We start from the raw sequence: 18,197 nt of genomic DNA, 5'->3' as shown, positions 1-18,197 counted from the left end.
GCCGAGTGATTGAGATGAGCACTAACGCCCACACCGACGCCCACACTGAAACCACGACTCACGGTTCCTCGCGCGATCGCGAGATCGTCGATGCGCGTGTCATCGTCACCTGCCCGGGACGCAACTTCGTCACCCTGCGCATCGAAACCCGATCGGGCGTCGTCGGCCTCGGCGATGCGACGCTAAATGGCCGCGAGCTGGCGGTGGCGTCCTACCTGCAGGATCACCTCGTGCCGAACCTGATCGGCCGCGACGCCGGCCGCATCGAGGACATCTGGCAGTTCTTCTATCGCGGCGCGTACTGGCGCCGTGGCCCCGTAACGATGACCGCGATCGCCGCGGTCGACGTCGCGTTGTGGGACATCCTCGGCAAGATGGCCGGCCTGCCGCTGTACCAGCTGCTCGGCGGGCGTTCGCGCGAAGGCGCGCTGGTCTATGCTCATGCCAATGGTCGCGACATCAGCGAAGCCAGCGAGGAAGTCGGCAAGTACCGCGAGAAAGGCTTCCTCGCCGTGCGCGCGCAGTGCGGCGTGCCGGGCGTGAAGAAGGCCTACGGCATCTCCAGCGGCGGCAAGCCCTACGAACCGGCCGAGAGCGAACTGCCTGCCGAGACCGTGTGGTCGACGCCGAAGTACCTGGAAGTGGTGCCGAAGCTGTTCGAGCGCCTGCGCGCCGACCACGGCAACGATGTCGAGCTGCTGCATGACGTGCATCACCGCCTGAGTCCGATCGAGGCCGCGCGCCTGGCCCGCGACGTCGAGCCCTACCGCCTGTTCTGGCTGGAAGATGCCACCCCGGCCGAGAACCAGAAGTCGTTCGAGCTGATCCGTCAGCACTCGGTCACGCCGCTGGCGGTGGGCGAGGTCTTCAACTCGATCTGGGACTGCAAGCACCTGATCGAGAACCAGCTGATCGACTACATCCGCACCACCATCGTGCACGGCGGCGGCATCACTCACCTGCGCCGGCTGGCCGATTTCGCCGGACTGCACCAGGTGCGCACGGGCTTCCACGGCGCCACGGATCTCTCGCCGGTGTGCATGGGCGCGGCGCTGCACTTCGATACCTGGGTGCCGAACTTCGGCATCCAGGAGTACATGTTCCATTCCGAAGAAACCAACGAAGTGTTCCCGCACGACTACGTGTTCCGCGATGGACGCCTGCACGTGGGCGACACACCGGGCCACGGCGTGACCATCGACGAGAAGCTCGCCGCGCGCTACCCGTACTCGCCCAAGCAACTGCCGATCGCGCGCCTGGAAGACGGCTCGATGTGGGACTGGTGATGATGAATCCGTCGAGGAAGATGGTTCCGTTGCTGCTGGCGCTGTCGGCCGTTGCAGCAGGCTCGGGGCACGCCCAGGCGCGCGAGCCGGTCCTGTTCGACTGGTTCGAGTACCGCGGCCACGACGCCACGTTCGAGCAACCGTTGCCGGAAGGGAGCTTCCGCAATCCGGTGCTTGCCGGGTTCCATCCCGATCCGGCGGTGGTCCGCGCGCGTGATCGCTATTACCTGGTCAATTCCAGCTTCTCCTACTTCCCGGGCATCCCGGTGTTCGAAAGCCGCGACCTGGTGCACTGGACGCAGATCGGCAACGCGATCGAGCGGCCGTCGCAGCTGGACTTCGATGGCCTGGGCATGTCGCGTGGCGTGTTCGCACCGACGATCGCCTACCACGACGGCACCTTCTATGTCGTCAACACCGCGGTCGACAACGGCGGCAACTTCCTGGTGACGGCGAAGGATCCGGCCGGCCCGTGGTCCGATCCGGTCTGGTTGCCGACCATCGACGGCATCGATCCGTCGCTGTTCTTCGACAGCGACGGCAAGACCTACCTGCTCAACAACGGCGAGCCGGAAGGCAAGCCGCGCTACGACGGCCACCGTGCGATCTGGATGCAGGAGTTCGACCTGGCGCAGCGCAAGCCGGTCGGTCCGCGCAAGGTGCTGATCGACGGCGGCGTCGATCCGTCGAAGAACCCGATCTGGATCGAAGGTCCGCACATCTACCAGCGCGAAGGCTGGTACTACCTGGTCTGCGCCGAGGGCGGCACCGGCCCGGATCATTCGCAGGTGGTGCTGCGCAGTCGCAGCGTGTGGGGTCCGTATGCGCCGTACCCGGGCAACCCGATCCTGACCCAGCGCGATCTCGATCCGGAGCGTGCCAACCCGATCACCAACGCCGGCCACGCCGACCTGGTCGAAGGGCTCGACGGCAGCTGGTGGGCGATCTTCCTCGCCAGCCGAAACTACGGCGGCGTGCATTACAACACCGGGCGCGAGACCTACCTGTTGCCGGTCACGTGGAAGGACGGCTGGCCGTTGATCCTCGAGCATGGACGGGCGATCCCGCAGGTGTTGCCCGGCCCGGGCTTCATGGAAGGTGGCAAGTCGCAGGCGCCCATGACCGGCAACTTCACCTGGCGCGACGATTTCGACAAGCCCACGCTCGATCGCGCGTGGATGCATGTGCGAGTGCCGAAGCAGCCCTGGGCCGACCTGGCAGCGAAGCCTGGCCAGTTGGCGATCCATCCGCTCGCGGAGGGCCTGAACACGTTGCGCAATCCCTCGTTCCTGGCACGACGGCAGCAGCACCTTGCCTTCGAGTCGAGCACCGCGCTGACGGTGCCGGTCGAGGCGGGAACGGAAGCGGGCATCGTCGCATTCCAGAACGAACGCCATTGGTACTTCCTGGGTGTGCGTCGTGCCGGTGCCGGTCTCGAACTGTTCCTGCAACGAAGCAGCGACGGCAAGGCCAGCATCGTCGCCACGAAGGCCATCGCGAACGCGAAGACACTGAAACTGAAGATCACCGGCGACAGCGGTGCCTACTCGTTCGGCTTCGATGCCGACGGCAAGGGTTGGCAATGGCTGCGCCGCAATGAAGACGGAACCATCCTCAGCACCGATGTCGCCGGCGGGTTCGTCGGCGCGGTCGTGGGGCCCTATGCGCGTACGGAGACGAACAAATGAACGACACTCGCCGCGAAGACCCCGGTTCACCTTTGCGCACGATCATCGCTGCCGTGCTCCTGGCGGCCAGTGCACAGGCACTGGGCGCGACGCCGTCGGCCGACACCAGGGCACCGGCTTACCTCGATCTCGACCGCAGCTTCGAAGATCGCGCGGCCGACCTCGTCTCGCGCATGACGCTCGAGGAAAAGGCCGGGCAGATGCAGAACGGTGCGCCCGCCATCGAGCGCCTTGGCGTTCCCGCCTACGACTGGTGGAACGAGGCGCTGCATGGTGTCGCCCGCGCCGGCGCGGCCACCGTGTTTCCGCAGGCGATTGGCATGGCGGCGACGTTCGACGTGCCGTTGATGGGCCAGATCGCCACCGTCATCAGCGACGAGGCGCGCGCCAAGCACCATGAGTTCGCGCGGCAGGGGCAGCACGGCCGCTACCAGGGCCTGACCTTCTGGTCGCCCAACATCAACATCTTCCGCGACCCGCGCTGGGGCCGTGGCCAGGAAACCTACGGCGAGGACCCGTACCTCACCGCGCGTATGGGCGTGACGTTCGTGAAGGGCCTGCAGGGCGACGACCCGAAGTACCGCAAGCTCGACGCCACCGCCAAGCACTTCGCCGTGCACAGCGGTCCCGAGGCCGACCGCCACACCTTCGACGCCAGGCCGAGCCAGCGCGATCTCTACGAGACCTACCTGCCCGCGTTCGAGGTGCTGGTGAAGGAAGGCCAGGTCGACGCGGTGATGGGCGCGTACAACCGCGTCTACGGCGAGTCCGCCAGTGGCAGCAAGTTCCTGCTGCAGGACACGTTGCGCGGCCAGTGGGGCTTCAAGGGCTACGTCGTCTCCGACTGCTGGGCCATCGTCGACATCTGGAAGCACCACAAGATCGTCGCCACGCCCGAAGAAGCCGCGGCGCTTGCAGTGAAGAACGGCACCCAGCTCGACTGCGGCGACACCTACACGCCGTCGCTGCCGGTGGCGGTCAAGAAGGGACTGATCACCGAGGCCGAGATCGACCACGCGCTGACGCAGCTGTTCACCGCGCGGATGCGTCTTGGCATGTTCGACCCGCCGGAGAAGGTGCGCTGGGCGGGCATCCCGTACTCGGTGAACCAGGCGCCCGCGCACGACGCGCTGTCGCGCAAGGTCGCGCAGGAGTCGATCGTGCTGCTCAAGAACGACGGCGTGTTGCCGCTATCGCGCGACACCAGGCGGATCGCGGTCGTGGGCCCGACCGCCGACGACACCATGGCGCTGCTTGGCAACTACTACGGCACGCCGGCCGCACCGGTGACGATCCTGCAGGGCATCCGCGAGGCCGTTCCGAACGCACAGGTCGTGCATGCGCGCGGCGTCGACCTGGTGGAAGGTCGCGACGACCCGGCGGCCACGCCGCTGATCGAGCCGCAGTACCTGCGCCCGGAGAAGGGATCGAGCGAACGCGGCCTGCGTGGCGAGTACTTCCGCAGCCGCGACCTGTCCGGTAAGCCGGCGCTGGTTCGCGTCGATTCGCAGATCGGCTTCCGCTGGGACCGCGGATCGCCGACCGACAACCTGATGGCACGTGGCGAGGCGCACGGCGGGCAATCGGTGCCGTCGGACAACTTCAGCATCCGCTGGAGCGGCCAGCTGCTGCCGCCGGTGTCGGGCAGCTACCAGCTCGAAGCGTCGGCGAACGACGGCTTCCGCCTCTACCTCGACGGCAAGCTGGTGCTCGACCAGTGGAAGGACAGCGACCGCCTGCGCGCCGACAGCGCCACGGTGACGTTGCAGGCCGGACGCAGCTACGACCTCAAGCTCGAGTACTACGACGGCGAGCGCGACGCAGGCGTGCGCCTGGCTTGGCGCATGCCCGGCGCCAAGCCGCCGTTCGAGGAAGCGCTGCAGGTCGCGAGCGAGTCCGACGTGGTGATCTTCGTCGGCGGCCTCACCGGCGACGTCGAAGGCGAGGAGATGACGGTCAGCTACCCGGGCTTCGCCGGTGGCGACCGCACCGACATGCGCCTGCCCGCGACGCAGCGCAAGTTGCTCGAAGCGCTGCACGCGACCGGCAAGCCGGTGGTGATGGTGCTGACCGCGGGTTCCGCGCTGGCGGTGGACTGGGCGAAGCAGAACCTGCCGGCGATCGTGATGGCGTGGTACCCGGGCCAGCGCGGCGGCAACGCGGTGGCGGACGTGCTGTTCGGCGATGCCAACCCGGCCGGTCGCCTGCCGGTCACGTTCTACAAGGCCGACGAAAAGCTGCCGGCGTTCGACGACTACTCGATGCAGGGCCGCACCTATCGCTACTTCGAGGGCGAGGCGCTGTATCCATTCGGCCACGGCCTGTCGTACACGACCTTCGCCTATTCCGACCTGCGTCTGGACCGGGCCAAGGCCGGTCCGAAGCAGCCGGTGACGGCGACGGTCAAGGTGCGCAACAGCGGCAAGCGTGCAGGCGACGAGGTCGTGCAGCTGTACGTGCGCGCGCTCGATCCGAAGCAGCCGCGTGCGCGCAAGGAGTTGCGCGGCTTCCAGCGCGTGACGCTGCAGCCGGGCGAGGAGCGCGCGCTGACGTTCAAGCTCGATCCGTCGGTCGACCTGCGTTACTACGATGAAGGCGCCAAGTCGTACGCGGTCGATGCGGGCAGCTATGAAGTGCAGGTCGGCGCGTCCAGCGAGGACATTCGGGCGAAGGCGAAGCTGAGCGTAACCAAATGAGCCATCGCTTGAACCAGGCTGCGCTCGCAGCACTGCCGCCCGACGTGATCCGCCCCGGTTACGACCGGGCCGGCACCCGCATCGGCATCGTCCATATCGGTGTCGGCGCGTTTCACCGTGCCCACCAGGCCGTCTACGTGGACGACGTGCTCGCCAGCGAACCGGACTGGGCGATCTGCGGCGTCAGCCTCAACAGCTGTGACGTGCGCGATGCGCTGCAGCCGCAGGATGGCCTGTACACACTGGCGCTGCTCGGGCAGAACCCGTCGCTGCGCGTGATCGGTTCGATCCGCGAACTGCTGTTCGCACGCGAGCAGCGCGACGAAGTCCTCAGGCGCCTGGCCGATCCGCTGGTGCGCATCGTCACCCTGACCATCACCGAGAAGGGCTATTGCCTGGCGGGTGCGGACCTCGACCTGGCCCATCCGGAGATCGTCCACGACCTCGCCTCGCCGGACGCGCCCAATGGCGCCATCGGCTACGTCGTCGCGGGACTCGCGGCACGGCGCAAGCTGCATCTGCCGCCGTACACCGTACTCAGCTGCGACAACCTCCCCGAGAACGGCCGCAAGCTTGCCCGCGCTGTCGTCCAGTACGCATGGAAGGTCGACCCCGACCTCGCGCGCTGGATCGAGGCCGAGGTGGCCTTTCCGTGTTCGATGGTCGACAGCATCACGCCGGCAACCGACGAGGCACTGCGCGAGCGCGTCGCCACGCAGCTCGCCTGCACCGACGCCTGGCCCGTTCAGCGCGAGGCGTACACGCAGTGGGTCGTCGAGGACAGTTTCTGCAACGGCCGGCCGGCATTGGAACGGGTCGGCGTCACCTTGAGCGCCGACATCGCCGGCTACGACCGCGCCAAGCTGCGCCTGCTCAACGCACCGCATTCGGCGCTGGCCTACCTTGGCGCGCTGATGGAGATCGAGACCGTGGCGCAGGCCATGGCCACGCCGGTGCTCGCCGCCTTCGTCGAACGCCTGATGCACGACGGCATCGTCCCGAACGTGAAGGCACCTGCCGGTTTCAACGCCGGTGCCTACGTCGAAGCGATCCTGGCGCGCTTCCGCAATCCGGCGATCCAGCACCGCTTGCTGCAGATCGCCTGGGACGGCTCGCAGAAACTGCCCGTGCGTCTGCTCGGCACGATCGGCGACGCGCTCGCCGCGGGCCATCCGATCGACCTGCTGTGCCTGCCGGTGGCGGCGTGGATGCAGTTCGTGCGTCGGCAGGCGCGCAACGGCGTGACGCTGGTGGATCCGATGGCGGAAGTGCTTGCAGAAGTCGGCCGCGCCACGACCGGCGACGCGAATGACGACGTCGCACGGTTCCTGGCACTGGACTCGATATTCGCGCCGCTCTCGGCCGATGACCGCTTTGTCGATGCGGTGCGGGTTGCGTACGTGCGCCTGGGCGACGGCACGCCAGCGGCCGTCTGGCGCGCCCTCAGCGACTGACCGCAGGAGCGGGCAAACTCGCTCCTGCTGGCTACCTGTCGGATCCCAGCCCGGTGACTTGCACCCGCACCCGGGCGACAAAGGTGTGCGAGGTCAGGAAAAGCGTCCTGCCGTCATCGCCGAAGGCGCAGTTCGACACGCGACTGCCGGTCTCGATCAACCCCAGTCGCTTGCCGTTGGCATCCATCACCAGCAGACCGCCGGGAGCGCTGGCGAACAGGTGGCCGTCGCTGGACAGGCACAGTCCGTCCGGCGCGCCGCTGGCGCCGGACGCGACCAGGTCGGACGCGTCGGCCAGCACGCGCCGGTCGAGCACGTCGCCGCGAGCGTCCAGCCGGTACGCCATCCACACCGGGTGCTTCCCGTCGGAGTTGGCCACGTAGAGCGTGCGTTCGTCGGGCGAGAGCGCGACGCCGTTGGGGAAGCGCAGGCCGCCTTCGACCAGATGCACGGAGCCGTCTCTGTCGAGGCGGTAGACGCCGTTGGCGGGCTGCTCCTTCAGCGGCGATTCGTCGATGCCCTTGAGTCCGTACGGCGGGTCGGTGAAGTACACCGAGCCACCGCTGTGGCGGACAACATCGTTGGGACTGTTGAGTCGCTTGCCCTGGTAGGTCGCGGCGAGCGTGGTCTTGCGCTTGCTCGCCGGGTCCAGGCGGGCGACCAGGCGCGAGCCCGAGTCGGCCAGCAGCACCGTGCCTTCCGGTTCGACATCCAGCCCGTTCGCACCGGCCTCGCGCAGCCCTTCCAGGTCCGTGCCGCCGTAACCCGATGGCTTGAGGAACACCGACAGTCCGTCGCGCGCCGACCAGCGATACATCGTGTTGCCGGGCACATCGTTGAACAGCAGGTACTGGCCGTCGCCCACCCACAGCGGCCCTTCGGACCAGGTGAAGCCCTCCGCGATGCGCTCGATGCGTGCGTCAGGCGCGACGATCGAGCGCAGGGCGTCGTCGTATACGGTGATGCGTCCGACGGTCGGGTAGGCGTGCGTGGCAGCGGTATCCACTGCCGGTGCGCACCCGCTTGCGGTCGCCAGCAGCGTGGCAGCGAATGTGGCGAGGATCGGGTTGCGAAGCATCAGCGCACCTGCAACGTGGCTTGTGCGGCTTGCAGGTTTTCCGACTGCGCCCGCACCGTCACGGTGCCGGCCTGGCCTGCCTTGCTGCGCAGGATCACCAGCGCAAGGCCGTTGAACGCGTTGCGCTGGTGCGACGGAAACGGCGTCATGTCGGTTGGATCTCCATTGTCGGTGGCGACGATCTCGGCCAGGCCGTCGACGCTGAACGCAATGTGCGATGCGGCATCGGGCACGGGCTGTCCATCGCGGTCGAGTATGCGCAATGTCACGAACGACAGGTCGCTGCCGTCGGCGCGGATCTGCTGCCGGTCGGCCTGCAACTCGAGTTTGGCCGGCGCACTGGCCGTGCGCGTGCTCGCCTCGGCCCAGGGCTTGCCGTTCCGGTAAGCCTGCACGCGCAGTTCGCCGGGCCGGTACACCACGTCGTCCCAGCGCAGGCGGTACTCGTACGGGCCCTTCGTCCTGCGCCCCTGCGACTTGCCGTTGACGAACAGCTCCGCCTCGTCGCCGGACGTGAACACATGCACCGGCGTGACCAGGCCCTCGCGTCCCGGCCACGTCCAGTGCGGCAGCAGGTGCGCCATCGGCAGCTCAGGGCGCCAGCGCGCCTGGTAGAGGTAGAAGCGGTCCTTGGGGAATCCGGCCAGGTCGACGATGCCGGAGTAGGAGCTGCGCGAGTCGTAGTAGGGCGTCGGCTCGCCGAGGTAATCGAAACCGGTCCAGACGAACTCGCCCGCGACATACGGATGACGATCGAGCGAGGCGAACACCTTGTCGGCGCTGGAGCCGAAATCGACCGCATGCAGTTCGTACGCGCTGACCTGGCGGATCTTCGAGTCACCGCCCCGGCCGTCACGCACCGGTGCGCTGGTCTCCTTCGTCACCGGGAACAGGTACACACCGCGACTGCTCAGTGCCGATGCGGTCTCGGTGCTGACGATGGCCTTGTCCGGGAAGCGCGCATGGAACGCCGGGTACTGCGGCGGCGTGCGGATGCGCTCTGTGCCTTCGAACTCGGGCGTGTCGCGGATGCCTTCGCCCTGGTAGTTCAGGCCGATCACGTCGAGCACGGCCGACAATGGCATTTCAGGTTTTGCCCAGTTCATGGCATTGGTGGTCGGGCGGGTCGGATCTTCCTCGCGAACGATGTCGTGCAGGCGCCTGGCAATCGCCGCGCCTGCCTCGCCGGTGTACTGCTCGCCGACTTCATTGCCGACGCTCCAGGCAACGATCGACGGATGGTTGCGGTCGCGACGCAGCATCGAGCGCAGGTCGGGTTCGTGCCAGTCCTTGAAGATCAGGTGGAAGTCCAGCGGCGTCTTCTTGCGCTCCCACGAATCGAACACTTCGTCGATCACGAGGAAGCCCATGCGGTCGGTGAGCTCGAGCAACTCGGGTGCCGGCGGGTTGTGGCTCATGCGCACGGCGTTGGCGCCCATCTCGCGCAGGATCTCGAGCTGGCGCTCGGCGGCGCGGACGTTGAAGGCGGCGCCCAGCGCGCCGAGGTCGTGGTGGTTGTTGACGCCGCGGATGACGATGCGTTCGCCGTTGACGACCAGGCCCTCGTTGGCATCGAAGCGAACCGAGCGGATGCCGAAAGGCGTCTCGTGACGGTCGATGATTCGACCACCGCGCGAAACGGTGGTGATGGCGACATAGCGGTTCGGCCGCTGTGTCGGCGGCGGGCCCCACAGCCGCGGGCGGGCGAGGGTGGTCGTGCCGTTGACGCTCGCGCTGGAACGCGCCGGCACCTTGATGCGTGTCGGCTCGATGCGCGCGATCACGTCACCGGAGCGCTGCCCGGAGTCGTCGAGCGCCACGATCTGGGTGGCCACCTCGACTTCGGCGGCACGCGCGGAGTCGTTGTCGATCGACGCATCCAGGCGGATCGTCGCCGCATCGGCCGACACCTGCGGCGTCGTCACCCGCGTGCCCCAGTGGGCCACATGCAGCGGATCGACCTTGCTCAGCCAGACACTGCGATACAGGCCGCCACCGGGATACCAGCGCGCCGAATCCGGTGGATTGTCGAGGCGGATCGCCAGCTGGTTGTTGCCACCGGGCCGCAGGTACGGCGTCAGGTCCACGCGCCAGGAGTTGTAACCATACGGCCAGCCGCCGACGAGATGGCCGTTGAGCCACACCGTCGCGTACGACATCGCACCGTCGACATCGAGGAAGACCGAACGGCCGCGGTCGCTCGCCGGGATGTCCAGCTTGCGCCGGTACCAGCCAATGCCCCAGCTCGGCAGCCGGCCCATGCCGCCATAGGGACCTTCGCGCAGGAATGGCCCGGCGATGGCCCAGTCGTGCGGCAGCGTGACCTGTTGCCATCCCCGATCGTCGAAGTTGGCCTGCACGAACGCCACATCACCGCCGGGATCACCCGCGGGCCTGACATGACGACGTGACGGGTCGCCGATGAAGGCATTGCCGCTGGGCAGGATCCACGGTTTGAGCACGCCCTCGGCCCGTGCAGCAAGCTGCTCGGCCTCCTCGGGACGGGCATCGGCGGCCTTGCCGTCCTGGTTGTCCGTCACCTTCGGCCGCGCGTCGTAGTCCAGGCGCGTCGCCAGGCCCGGCGGATCGCCCTGATGGAAACGCCAGCCGCTGTTGATCGAAATGCGCTCGCGCGCAGACGCATCGCCTTCGACAGCATGCGCGGCCGCGAACACGAACAGCGCCAGCATCGGCGCCGCCGCCAAGCGCAGGCAGTGCCGCAACGTCACAGCTTGTAGGCCTGCTTCGGCAGGCGATAGGCCAGGTCGACGGCAAGCTCGGCCGCTTCGTCCTCGTCCATGCGGTGCTCGCTGACCAGCTTGGCCAGGAACGCGCAATCGACGCGGCGCGCCACATCGTGGCGAGCGGGAATCGACAGGAACGCACGCGTGTCGTCGTTGAAGCCGACCGTGTTGTAGAAGCCGCCACTGGCGAGTGTCTGTTCGCGGAAGCGCCACATGCCTTCGGGCGCGTCATGGAACCACCATGCCGGGCCGAGGAACAGCGCCGGATAGTGGCCGGCCAGCGGCGCCAGTTCGCGCGCGTAGGTGCTCTCGTCGAGGGTGAACACGATCACGCGCAGGCGCGGATCGTTGCCGAAGCGGTCGAGCAGTGGCTTGAGCGCGTTGACGTAGTCGGTGCGCATCGGCATGTCCGCGCCCTTGTCGCGGCCGAAGCGTTCGAACAGGCGCGCATTGTGGTTGCGGAAGCAGCCGGGGTGGATCTGCATCACCAGGCCGTCGTCCAGGCTCATCGCCGCCATCTCGGTCAGCACCTGGGCGCGGAACAGCTCGGCTTCGGCCGCGCTGGAACCGCCGCGGGCGACCTTCTCGAACAGGCGGCGCGCTTCGTCGGCGGGCAGGTCGGCGGTGGCGGCGGTCGGGTGCCCGTGGTCGGTCGAGGTCGCGCCCATTGCCGCGAACGCGGCACGGCGCTGGCGATGCGCGCGCAGATAGCCGTCCCAGGTGTAGACGTTCTCGCCGGTGATCTCGCCGAAGCGCTCCAGCGATGCTGCGAATTCCTCATGCTCCGGATCGACCACCGGGTCCGGCCGGTACGCCGTGACCACGCGACCCGGCCAGCCACTGGCGCGGATTTCGGCGTGATGCTGCAACAGGTCGAGCGGCGATTCGGTGGTCGCCAGCAGTTCGATGCGGAAGCGGTCGAACAACGCGCGCGGCCGGAACCCAGGCTGCTGCAGCGCGGCGGTGATGTGGTCGTAGTAGCGGTCGGCGCTGCCGGCATCGAGGCGCTCGCGCAGGCCGAACACCTCGTGGAAGACGTGGTTGAGCCACATCGACGACGGCGTGCCGCGGAACAGGTGGAAGTTGGATGCGAACAGGCGCCAGGCCGCGCGCGGATCGACGGACGACCGCGAACCGTCGCGACGCGGGATGCCCAGCGCGTCCAGCTCGATGCCCTGGCTGTAGAGCATGCGGAACACGTAGTGGTCCGGGATCAGCAGCAACTCGGTGGCGTTGGCGAATGCCTCGTTGCCGGCGAACCACGACGGATCGGTGTGGCCATGCGGGCTGATGATCGGCAGTTGCGCGACCTGGCCGTACAGGCGCCGCGCGATCGCGCGTGCGCCGGGTTCGGCGGGGAACAGGCGGTCCGGGTGCAGGTCGAGTGCTTTGGGGGTGCTCATGGTGCAGTTCTCTTCGTTGCAATCACTTCGCGGCTGCGGTCGTGGAGGCGGCCGGCCCGGTCACTCCACGAACATAGCCGCGCAGCCATGACAGTGCCGGTCGTTCGCTGCCGTCCCTGCGCACCAGGTAGGCCTTCTCCTTGGTACGCCACATGCCCGGACGGAAGCCCCACAGGGTGATGCCCTTGACGCCCGGATGTTCCCAGAACACCGGGAAGATCCGCTGGTAGTCCTTGAGCTGCTGCGCGTCGGTGGCGCCATCGATGTCCAACTCGGTCACGTAGATCGGCAGACCGGTCGCAGCAAGGCGGTCGAGGTTGGCGCGGTGCACCGACATCGGCGTTTCGGACGTCGTCGCGAAGGCATGGCCCTGCACGCCGATGCCATCGACCAGGTTGTCCTTGCGCAGCAGCTCGATGATCTCGAGGTAGCGGCGGGTGCTCTCGTCCTTGTTGGTGATGCTGTAGTCGTTGATCAGCAGCTTCGCGCGCGGGAACGTCTTGCGGGCGAGGCGGTACGACTCGACGATCCAGTCCCAGCCCGTGGCGCCGCTGCCGCCGAGGGCATTGATGTAGTTTCCGCCGCCTTCGTCGTCCTTGTTGGGCGGGTCGTTGAGCGGCTCGTTGACCACCTCGACGTAGTCCAGGTCCGGATAGCGTTGCGCGACGGCGGCGAACCACTCCTCGATTTCCTCGCGCTGTTCCTTCGGCGGCAACTTCTCCATCCACTCCGGCTGCTGGTTGCCCCAGACCATCACGTGCATCTGGAACGGGAAACCGTGGCTCTTGGCGAACTGGTAGGCCGCGTCCAGGCCGGACCAGTCCATCTGGTCGCGCACGGCTTCGACCGAGCCCCACTTGCCGGCGTTCTCCGGCGTGACCTTGTTCCAGTAGCCGGTGAAACCGGCCACCTGCAGCGGGCTGTGGACACTGCCGAGGAACTTCGCCTGGCCGGCGGCGAGCGGGGCGCCCTGCGCCTGCAGCGTCAGCGGCATGGCAGCGAGCAGGGCCAACACGAGTGCTTTCATCCTTCCATCCCCCTTGATGACGTTCATGCGCCTGCTCCGTCCAGTTGCGCCGGTTCCAGCCGCGGCGCCAGCAGGTGCACGACCAGCAGCGCGATCAGGTAGGCCGATCCGGCCATCAGGAACACCGGCACGTAGCTGCCGGTGGTCTGCAGCAGGAAGCCGGTGAAGGTGGCGATCATCATGCCGCCGACGGCCCCGGCGAAGCCGCCGATGCCGACCACCGACGCCACCGCGCGGCGCGGGAACATGTCGGACGTCAGCGTGAACACGTTCGCCGACCAGCCCTGATGGCCGGCCGTCGCCAGGCCGATCAGGCCGACCGCGAGCCACAGGTTGTCGGCATTCGCGGCGAACACGATCGGCACCACGGCCAGGCCGCAGATGCCCATCGCGGTCTTGCGCGCGCGGTTGACGCTCCAGCCCATCTTGATGAAGCGTCCGGCGAGCCAGCCGCCGAAGATGCTGCCGACGTCGGCCAGCACGAAGATCACGATCAGCGGCAGGCCCAGGCCGAGCAGGGTCAGGCCGTACTCGGCGTGCAGGAACTTCGGCAGCCAGAACAGGAAGAACCACCAGATCGGGTCGGTAATGAACTTTGCGGCGACGAACGCCCACGCCTGGCGATGGCGCAGGATGCGCGACCACGGCACGCGCACAGTCGGTTCCGGCGGGTCGCTCCGAATGTAGGCCAGTTCGCCGGCGCTGAGCCTGGGCTGGTCTTCCGGTGTGCGATAGATCAGCAGCCATGCCACCAGCCAGGCCGCGCTGAGCGCACCGGTGACCAGGAACGCCGCCTGCCAGCCCCAGGTCGCGGCCACCACCGGCACCATCATCGGCGCCACGATCGCGCCGATGTTGGAGCCGGAATTGAAGATGCCCGTCGCCAGCGCCCGCTCCTTGCGCGGGAACCATTCGGCCACGGTCTTGATCGCGGCCGGGAAGTTGCCAGCCTCGCCAAAGCCGAGCACGAAGCGCGCGGCGGCAAAGCCAATCACGCTCGCGGCGAGCGAATGGCTCATCGCCGCCAGGCTCCAGATGCTGATCGCGATGGCGTAGCCGACACGCGTGCCGAGGCGGTCGATGATCGCGCCGGCGCAGAGCAGGCCGATCGCATAGGCGGCCTGGAAGGCGGTGACGATGTAGCCGTACTCGATCTCGTTCCAGCCGATCTCGGTCTGCAGGAACGGCGCCAGCACGCCGAGCACCTGGCGGTCGATGTAGTTGATGGTCGTGGCCAGCAGCAGCATCGCGCAGATGCGCCAGCGGTACATGCCGACCTTCGCCACCGGTGCCGCAGCGCCGATGCTGGTGGTTGCTTCGCTCATGCGACCCCCGTCAGGACCTGCGCCAGTGTCGCCGCAGGGCGGCAGGCGCGAGGAAAAATGCTGCAGTGCAGCGCGTCATGCGCGGCTATGGCGAATCGTGTCATCGCGGTTTTCCATGCGTTTTCTGACGCAGTCCAGACGAGTGTTAGCGCTAGCATTAGCACATGGATCAGGCCGCGGGCTACTGCTCTTCGACGGCGGTCACAAACGAAAAAACGCCATGGGTTCTGCGTCTTGCGCAATCGGGCGCCTGCCAGCTGCCCGATCGGAGGGGGTGAAAACGCTCATGTTGCTATGCAGCGTGCGGGGCAAAAATGGTAGCGCTACCATCCGACCCGGATCGCCTCAGACGGATTTGTAGCGTCACCACTGTTGTAGCCAACAAAAAACCTAGCCTCGCCTGCGCAGCGACAAAGACCGCGCGCAGGCGCAGACACCAGAAACGGGAGGGGAGTACGGTGCAAATCCATATCGCAAGAACGGCCTTGTCGCGCGCCTTGGGCATTGCCCTGATTGGCATGGCCAGCAGTTCGGCGCTGGCGCAGGCTCAAGAACAGGCAACCACACAGCAGGCGCAGTCGACCCAGGTCGCGCAGGCAGACACCGCGGCCGCACCGGCGCAGACGCCGGCCGGCTCGCAGGATGCGGTCAATCTCGATCGTGTCGTTGCCACCGGTTTCCGCAAGAGCCTTGAGTATTCGACCGAGGCCAAGCGCGACGCCGTCAACGTCACCGACACGGTGTTCGCCGAGGACATGGGCAAGTTCCCGGACCTCAACATCGCCGAGTCGCTCAACCGCATCCCCGGCGTGCAGCTCACCCGTGACGTCAACGGCGAAGGCCTCAACATCGCCATCCGCGGCCTGGGCAGCAGCTTCACCAAGACCACGCTCAACGGTTCCTCGATCGCGACGGCCTCGATCGGCCTCAACGCGCAGAACCAGAACCGCGAAGTCGACCTCAACCTGTTCCCGACCGAATTCTTCAACCAGCTGTCGGTCAGCAAGACGCCGCTGGCGAGCCAGCTCGAAGGCGGCGTTTCCGGCGTGGTCGACATGCGCAGCGTGCGACCGTTCGACCGGGCCGGTACGCACCTGACCTACCAGCTGCAGGCCGACTACAACGAGACCAGCGAGAAGTACAGCCCGCGCGGTTCGCTGATCGGCAGCTGGACCAACGACGACAACACCTTCGGTGCACTGGTCGGCCTGTCGACGGTGCAGGGCAAGATCGGCGTCGAAGGTTTCGAGAGCGTCGGCTGGACCAACCCTGGCCTGACCTACACCCAGTGCGGCCTGACCCCGCCCGCCGGCACGCCGGCGACCAACCAGCCAGCCGCGTGCAACGTCGGCGGCGGCGGCAACTGGCGCATCCCCGATCGCGTTCCAACCACGGCCGGCGCCGGCCTGGTGCCGAACACGCTGATCGACCGCAACTTCCTGCTCGCCAACAACCCGGGCCTGTCGATCGACCAGATCAGCGAAGCGTTGATCCCGCGCCTCGGCCGCCCGGTGCACATGTCCGGCGACCGCGACCGCGACGCCTTCGTCGGCTCGCTGGAATGGCGTCCGACCGACACGGCGCACTTCTACCTCGACACGATGTACACCGAGGCGCACCGCACCAACGACCGCATCGACATCAACCTGATCGGTCGCAACGGCAATATCATTCCGTTGAACATGCAGGTCGACTCCAACAACGTCGTCACCAGCGCCACGTTCACCAACGCCCAGTTCTTCCTGGAAGCACGCCCGTACATCGAGGACGTGAAGTTCTGGAACATCAACCCGGGCGGCACGTTCTGGTTCGCCGACGACCTGAAGCTCGACTTCCAGGCCAACATGAGCCGCAGCTGGCTGTTCCGCGAATCGCCGACGGTGCTGGTCAACACGCCGTTCACGACGGTCGAGTACAGCAACAACGGCGGCGACATCCCGACCTGGACCACGCCGCTGGATCTCAATGACCCCAACTCCGGTTGGACCTGGAACGGTGGCCGCGTCAACATCAACAACGAAAAGCGCGTCGTCGAGACCAAGGGCGGCCGTGCCGACCTGCAGTTCGGCGAGGACAAGAGCAACATCCGCGTCGGTATCGCCTACGACGAGGCTTCGCGCCGCATCCAGGGCTTCGACAACAGCGCCGCCTGGGAAGACGCGGCGTGCCGCGGCCTGAACCCCGATGGCAGCGTGCCCAACCCGCGTCCGGCCTGTATCGGCGGTCCGCTGGCGGGCGTGCCGCAGCCGGAGCTGGCGTCGTACCTGCGCCCGGGTCCGTTCGGTTTCGTCACCGTCGATTTCGACCGCTTCAAGAACGACACCAACTACTACGCCCTGCGTGACAACGCACCGGAGTCGGGCTCGGCCAACACCGCCGCCACCACCGGTGCGATCGACGAGGAGAACCTCGGCGCGTACGTCGAAGCCAACGGCGAAGCCGAAGTCTGGAAGCGCCCGCTGCGCATCAACGCCGGCGTCCGCTATGTCAGCACCGACCAGGTGACCAGCGGTCCGGTCCAGACCGGCACGACGCGCGTGTGGCGCACGCTGCAGTCCAGCTACGACGAAATGCTGCCGTCGATGAACCTTGCCTGGGATGCGACCGACAGCGTCGTCCTGCGCATGTCCGGTTCGCGCACGCTGACCCGCCCGAACCCGAGCGACATGCTGCCGAACACCAACTTCAGCGATCCGTCGGCACAGCAGGCCACGCAGGGCAACCCGGACCTGGCCCCGTACCTGTCGACCAACTTCGACATCGGTGGCGAGTGGTACACCGGCGCCGAGGGCTTCGTCGGCCTGACCTACTTCCGCAAGGACATCGAGGGCTTCACCGTCCTGGGCACGCGCACGATCCCGTTCGCCGACCTGGGCATCCCGTACGAAGACCTGAACCCGACGCAGCAGGCCGCACTGAACCAGCGCGGTGGCCCGACCGCCGCCACGGTGCAGGTGCAGCAGCAGGTCAATGCCGACGGCACGCTGAAGATCGCCGGTTACGAAGCGATCTGGGTGCAGCCGCTCGACCGCTGGGTTGAAGGCCTGGGCTTCACCGCCAACTACACCAAGGTCGACCAGAGCTCGGAAGGCTCCGGTGTCCCGGCAGTGGCGGTGGGCGTGGCGCCGAACCTGTGGAACGCAACGGCCTATTGGGAAAATGACGTCGCCCAGGTTCGCCTGTCCTACACCTGGACCGACGACATCATCTCCTCCGGCGCCAACCAGAACGGCATCCCGACGGCCCGCCTGCTGACCGATTCGCGTGGCCAGCTCGACCTGTCGGCCAGCTACACCCTGGCCAACATCCGCTCGCAGCCGCAGCTCACGCTCAACGTCATCAACATCACCAGCGAGCCGCTGCGCACCACGTTCGCCTACGACAACGCTGCCTACGAGTACTACGAGCCGGGTTACACCGTGCTGCTGGGTGTTCGCGGCACGTTCTGATGCAGATGCAAAGACTGGTTTGACCGGTGGTTGAACCACAGCGTGGC

10 protein-coding genes are annotated in these 18,197 nt (G+C 67.2%); 5 read left to right on the top strand and 5 right to left on the bottom strand.

The genetic code is table 11. The features are described 5' to 3' along the window. The first annotated feature begins 14 nt into the window (after positions 1-14). The 4 genes from manD to HIV01_RS11045 are packed head-to-tail and all read left to right on the top strand — an operon-like array spanning position 15 to position 7,124. The gene (gene manD, locus HIV01_RS11060) at positions 15-1,286 is read left to right on the top strand and encodes a D-mannonate dehydratase ManD (RefSeq protein ID WP_200607086.1); all 1,272 of its coding nucleotides are present in this window, start codon (positions 15-17) and stop codon (positions 1,284-1,286) included. Then, the gene (locus HIV01_RS11055; protein ID WP_425600226.1) at positions 1,286-2,974 is read left to right on the top strand and encodes a glycoside hydrolase family 43 protein; all 1,689 of its coding nucleotides are present in this window, start codon (positions 1,286-1,288) and stop codon (positions 2,972-2,974) included. Before manD ends, HIV01_RS11055 begins: the two co-directional genes overlap by 1 nt. Further along, entirely contained in the window at positions 2,971-5,670 is a 2,700-nt protein-coding gene (locus HIV01_RS11050; protein ID WP_200607083.1) for a glycoside hydrolase family 3 protein, read from the top strand. The genes HIV01_RS11055 and HIV01_RS11050 overlap by 4 nt, the downstream gene beginning before the upstream one ends. Then, positions 5,667-7,124 (top strand): mannitol dehydrogenase family protein, encoded by a 1,458-nt coding sequence (locus tag HIV01_RS11045; RefSeq protein WP_200607081.1) that lies wholly within the window; start codon positions 5,667-5,669, stop codon positions 7,122-7,124. The genes HIV01_RS11050 and HIV01_RS11045 overlap by 4 nt, the downstream gene beginning before the upstream one ends. 31 nt (positions 7,125-7,155) lie before the next feature. Here HIV01_RS11045 and HIV01_RS11040 read toward each other — a convergent pair whose 3' ends face one another. From HIV01_RS11040 to HIV01_RS11020, 5 genes are read right to left on the bottom strand one after another with little or no spacing between them, the layout of a single operon-like run. Continuing rightward, the gene (locus HIV01_RS11040) at positions 7,156-8,202 is read right to left on the bottom strand and encodes an SMP-30/gluconolactonase/LRE family protein (protein WP_200607079.1); all 1,047 of its coding nucleotides are present in this window, start codon (positions 8,200-8,202) and stop codon (positions 7,156-7,158) included. Continuing rightward, the gene (gene galB / locus HIV01_RS11035) at positions 8,202-10,892 is read right to left on the bottom strand and encodes a beta-galactosidase GalB (RefSeq protein ID WP_200607077.1); all 2,691 of its coding nucleotides are present in this window, start codon (positions 10,890-10,892) and stop codon (positions 8,202-8,204) included. Before galB ends, HIV01_RS11040 begins: the two co-directional genes overlap by 1 nt. Before the next feature lie 35 nt (positions 10,893-10,927). Beyond that, the gene (gene uxaC / locus HIV01_RS11030) at positions 10,928-12,349 is read right to left on the bottom strand and encodes a glucuronate isomerase (protein ID WP_200607076.1); all 1,422 of its coding nucleotides are present in this window, start codon (positions 12,347-12,349) and stop codon (positions 10,928-10,930) included. 22 nt (positions 12,350-12,371) lie between these two features. Then, on the bottom strand, positions 12,372-13,376 hold the full coding sequence (locus HIV01_RS11025; protein ID WP_200607074.1) for an endo-1,4-beta-xylanase: 1,005 nt from the start codon (positions 13,374-13,376) through the stop codon (positions 12,372-12,374). 23 nt (positions 13,377-13,399) lie between these two features. Continuing rightward, entirely contained in the window at positions 13,400-14,701 is a 1,302-nt protein-coding gene (locus HIV01_RS11020; RefSeq protein ID WP_200607072.1) for an MFS transporter, read from the bottom strand. A 458-nt stretch (positions 14,702-15,159) separates the two neighbouring features. Here HIV01_RS11020 and HIV01_RS11015 point away from each other — a divergent pair, with 458 nt between their 5' ends. Then, positions 15,160-18,150, top strand: a complete 2,991-nt coding sequence (locus tag HIV01_RS11015) for a TonB-dependent receptor (protein ID WP_207526928.1) — start codon at positions 15,160-15,162, stop codon at positions 18,148-18,150. The last annotated feature ends 47 nt before the right edge of the window (positions 18,151-18,197 follow it).

It is taken from the genome of Lysobacter arenosi (genome assembly GCF_016613475.2).
Lineage (GTDB): Bacteria > Pseudomonadota > Gammaproteobacteria > Xanthomonadales > Xanthomonadaceae > Lysobacter_J > Lysobacter_J arenosi.
The sequence above is the reverse complement of the archived record's forward strand: the minus strand, read 5'-3'. Positions and strand labels throughout refer to the sequence as shown.

Bases quoted from the DNA above. Each gene is read 5' to 3' on its own strand.
- HIV01_RS11050 (WP_200607083.1), top strand. From the start codon at position 2,971: ATGAACGACACTCGCCGCGAAGACCCCGGTTCACCTTTGCGCACGATC.
- uxaC (WP_200607076.1), bottom strand. From the start codon at position 12,349: ATGAGCACCCCCAAAGCACTCGACCTGCACCCGGACCGCCTGTTCCCC.
- manD (WP_200607086.1), top strand. From the start codon at position 15: ATGAGCACTAACGCCCACACCGACGCCCACACTGAAACCACGACTCAC.
- HIV01_RS11045 (WP_200607081.1), top strand. From the start codon at position 5,667: ATGAGCCATCGCTTGAACCAGGCTGCGCTCGCAGCACTGCCGCCCGAC.
- HIV01_RS11020 (WP_200607072.1), bottom strand. From the start codon at position 14,701: ATGAGCGAAGCAACCACCAGCATCGGCGCTGCGGCACCGGTGGCGAAG.
- HIV01_RS11055 (WP_425600226.1), top strand. From the start codon at position 1,286: ATGATGAATCCGTCGAGGAAGATGGTTCCGTTGCTGCTGGCGCTGTCG.
- HIV01_RS11025 (WP_200607074.1), bottom strand. From the start codon at position 13,376: ATGAAAGCACTCGTGTTGGCCCTGCTCGCTGCCATGCCGCTGACGCTG.
- galB (WP_200607077.1), bottom strand. From the start codon at position 10,892: ATGCTGGCGCTGTTCGTGTTCGCGGCCGCGCATGCTGTCGAAGGCGAT.
- HIV01_RS11040 (WP_200607079.1), bottom strand. From the start codon at position 8,202: ATGCTTCGCAACCCGATCCTCGCCACATTCGCTGCCACGCTGCTGGCG.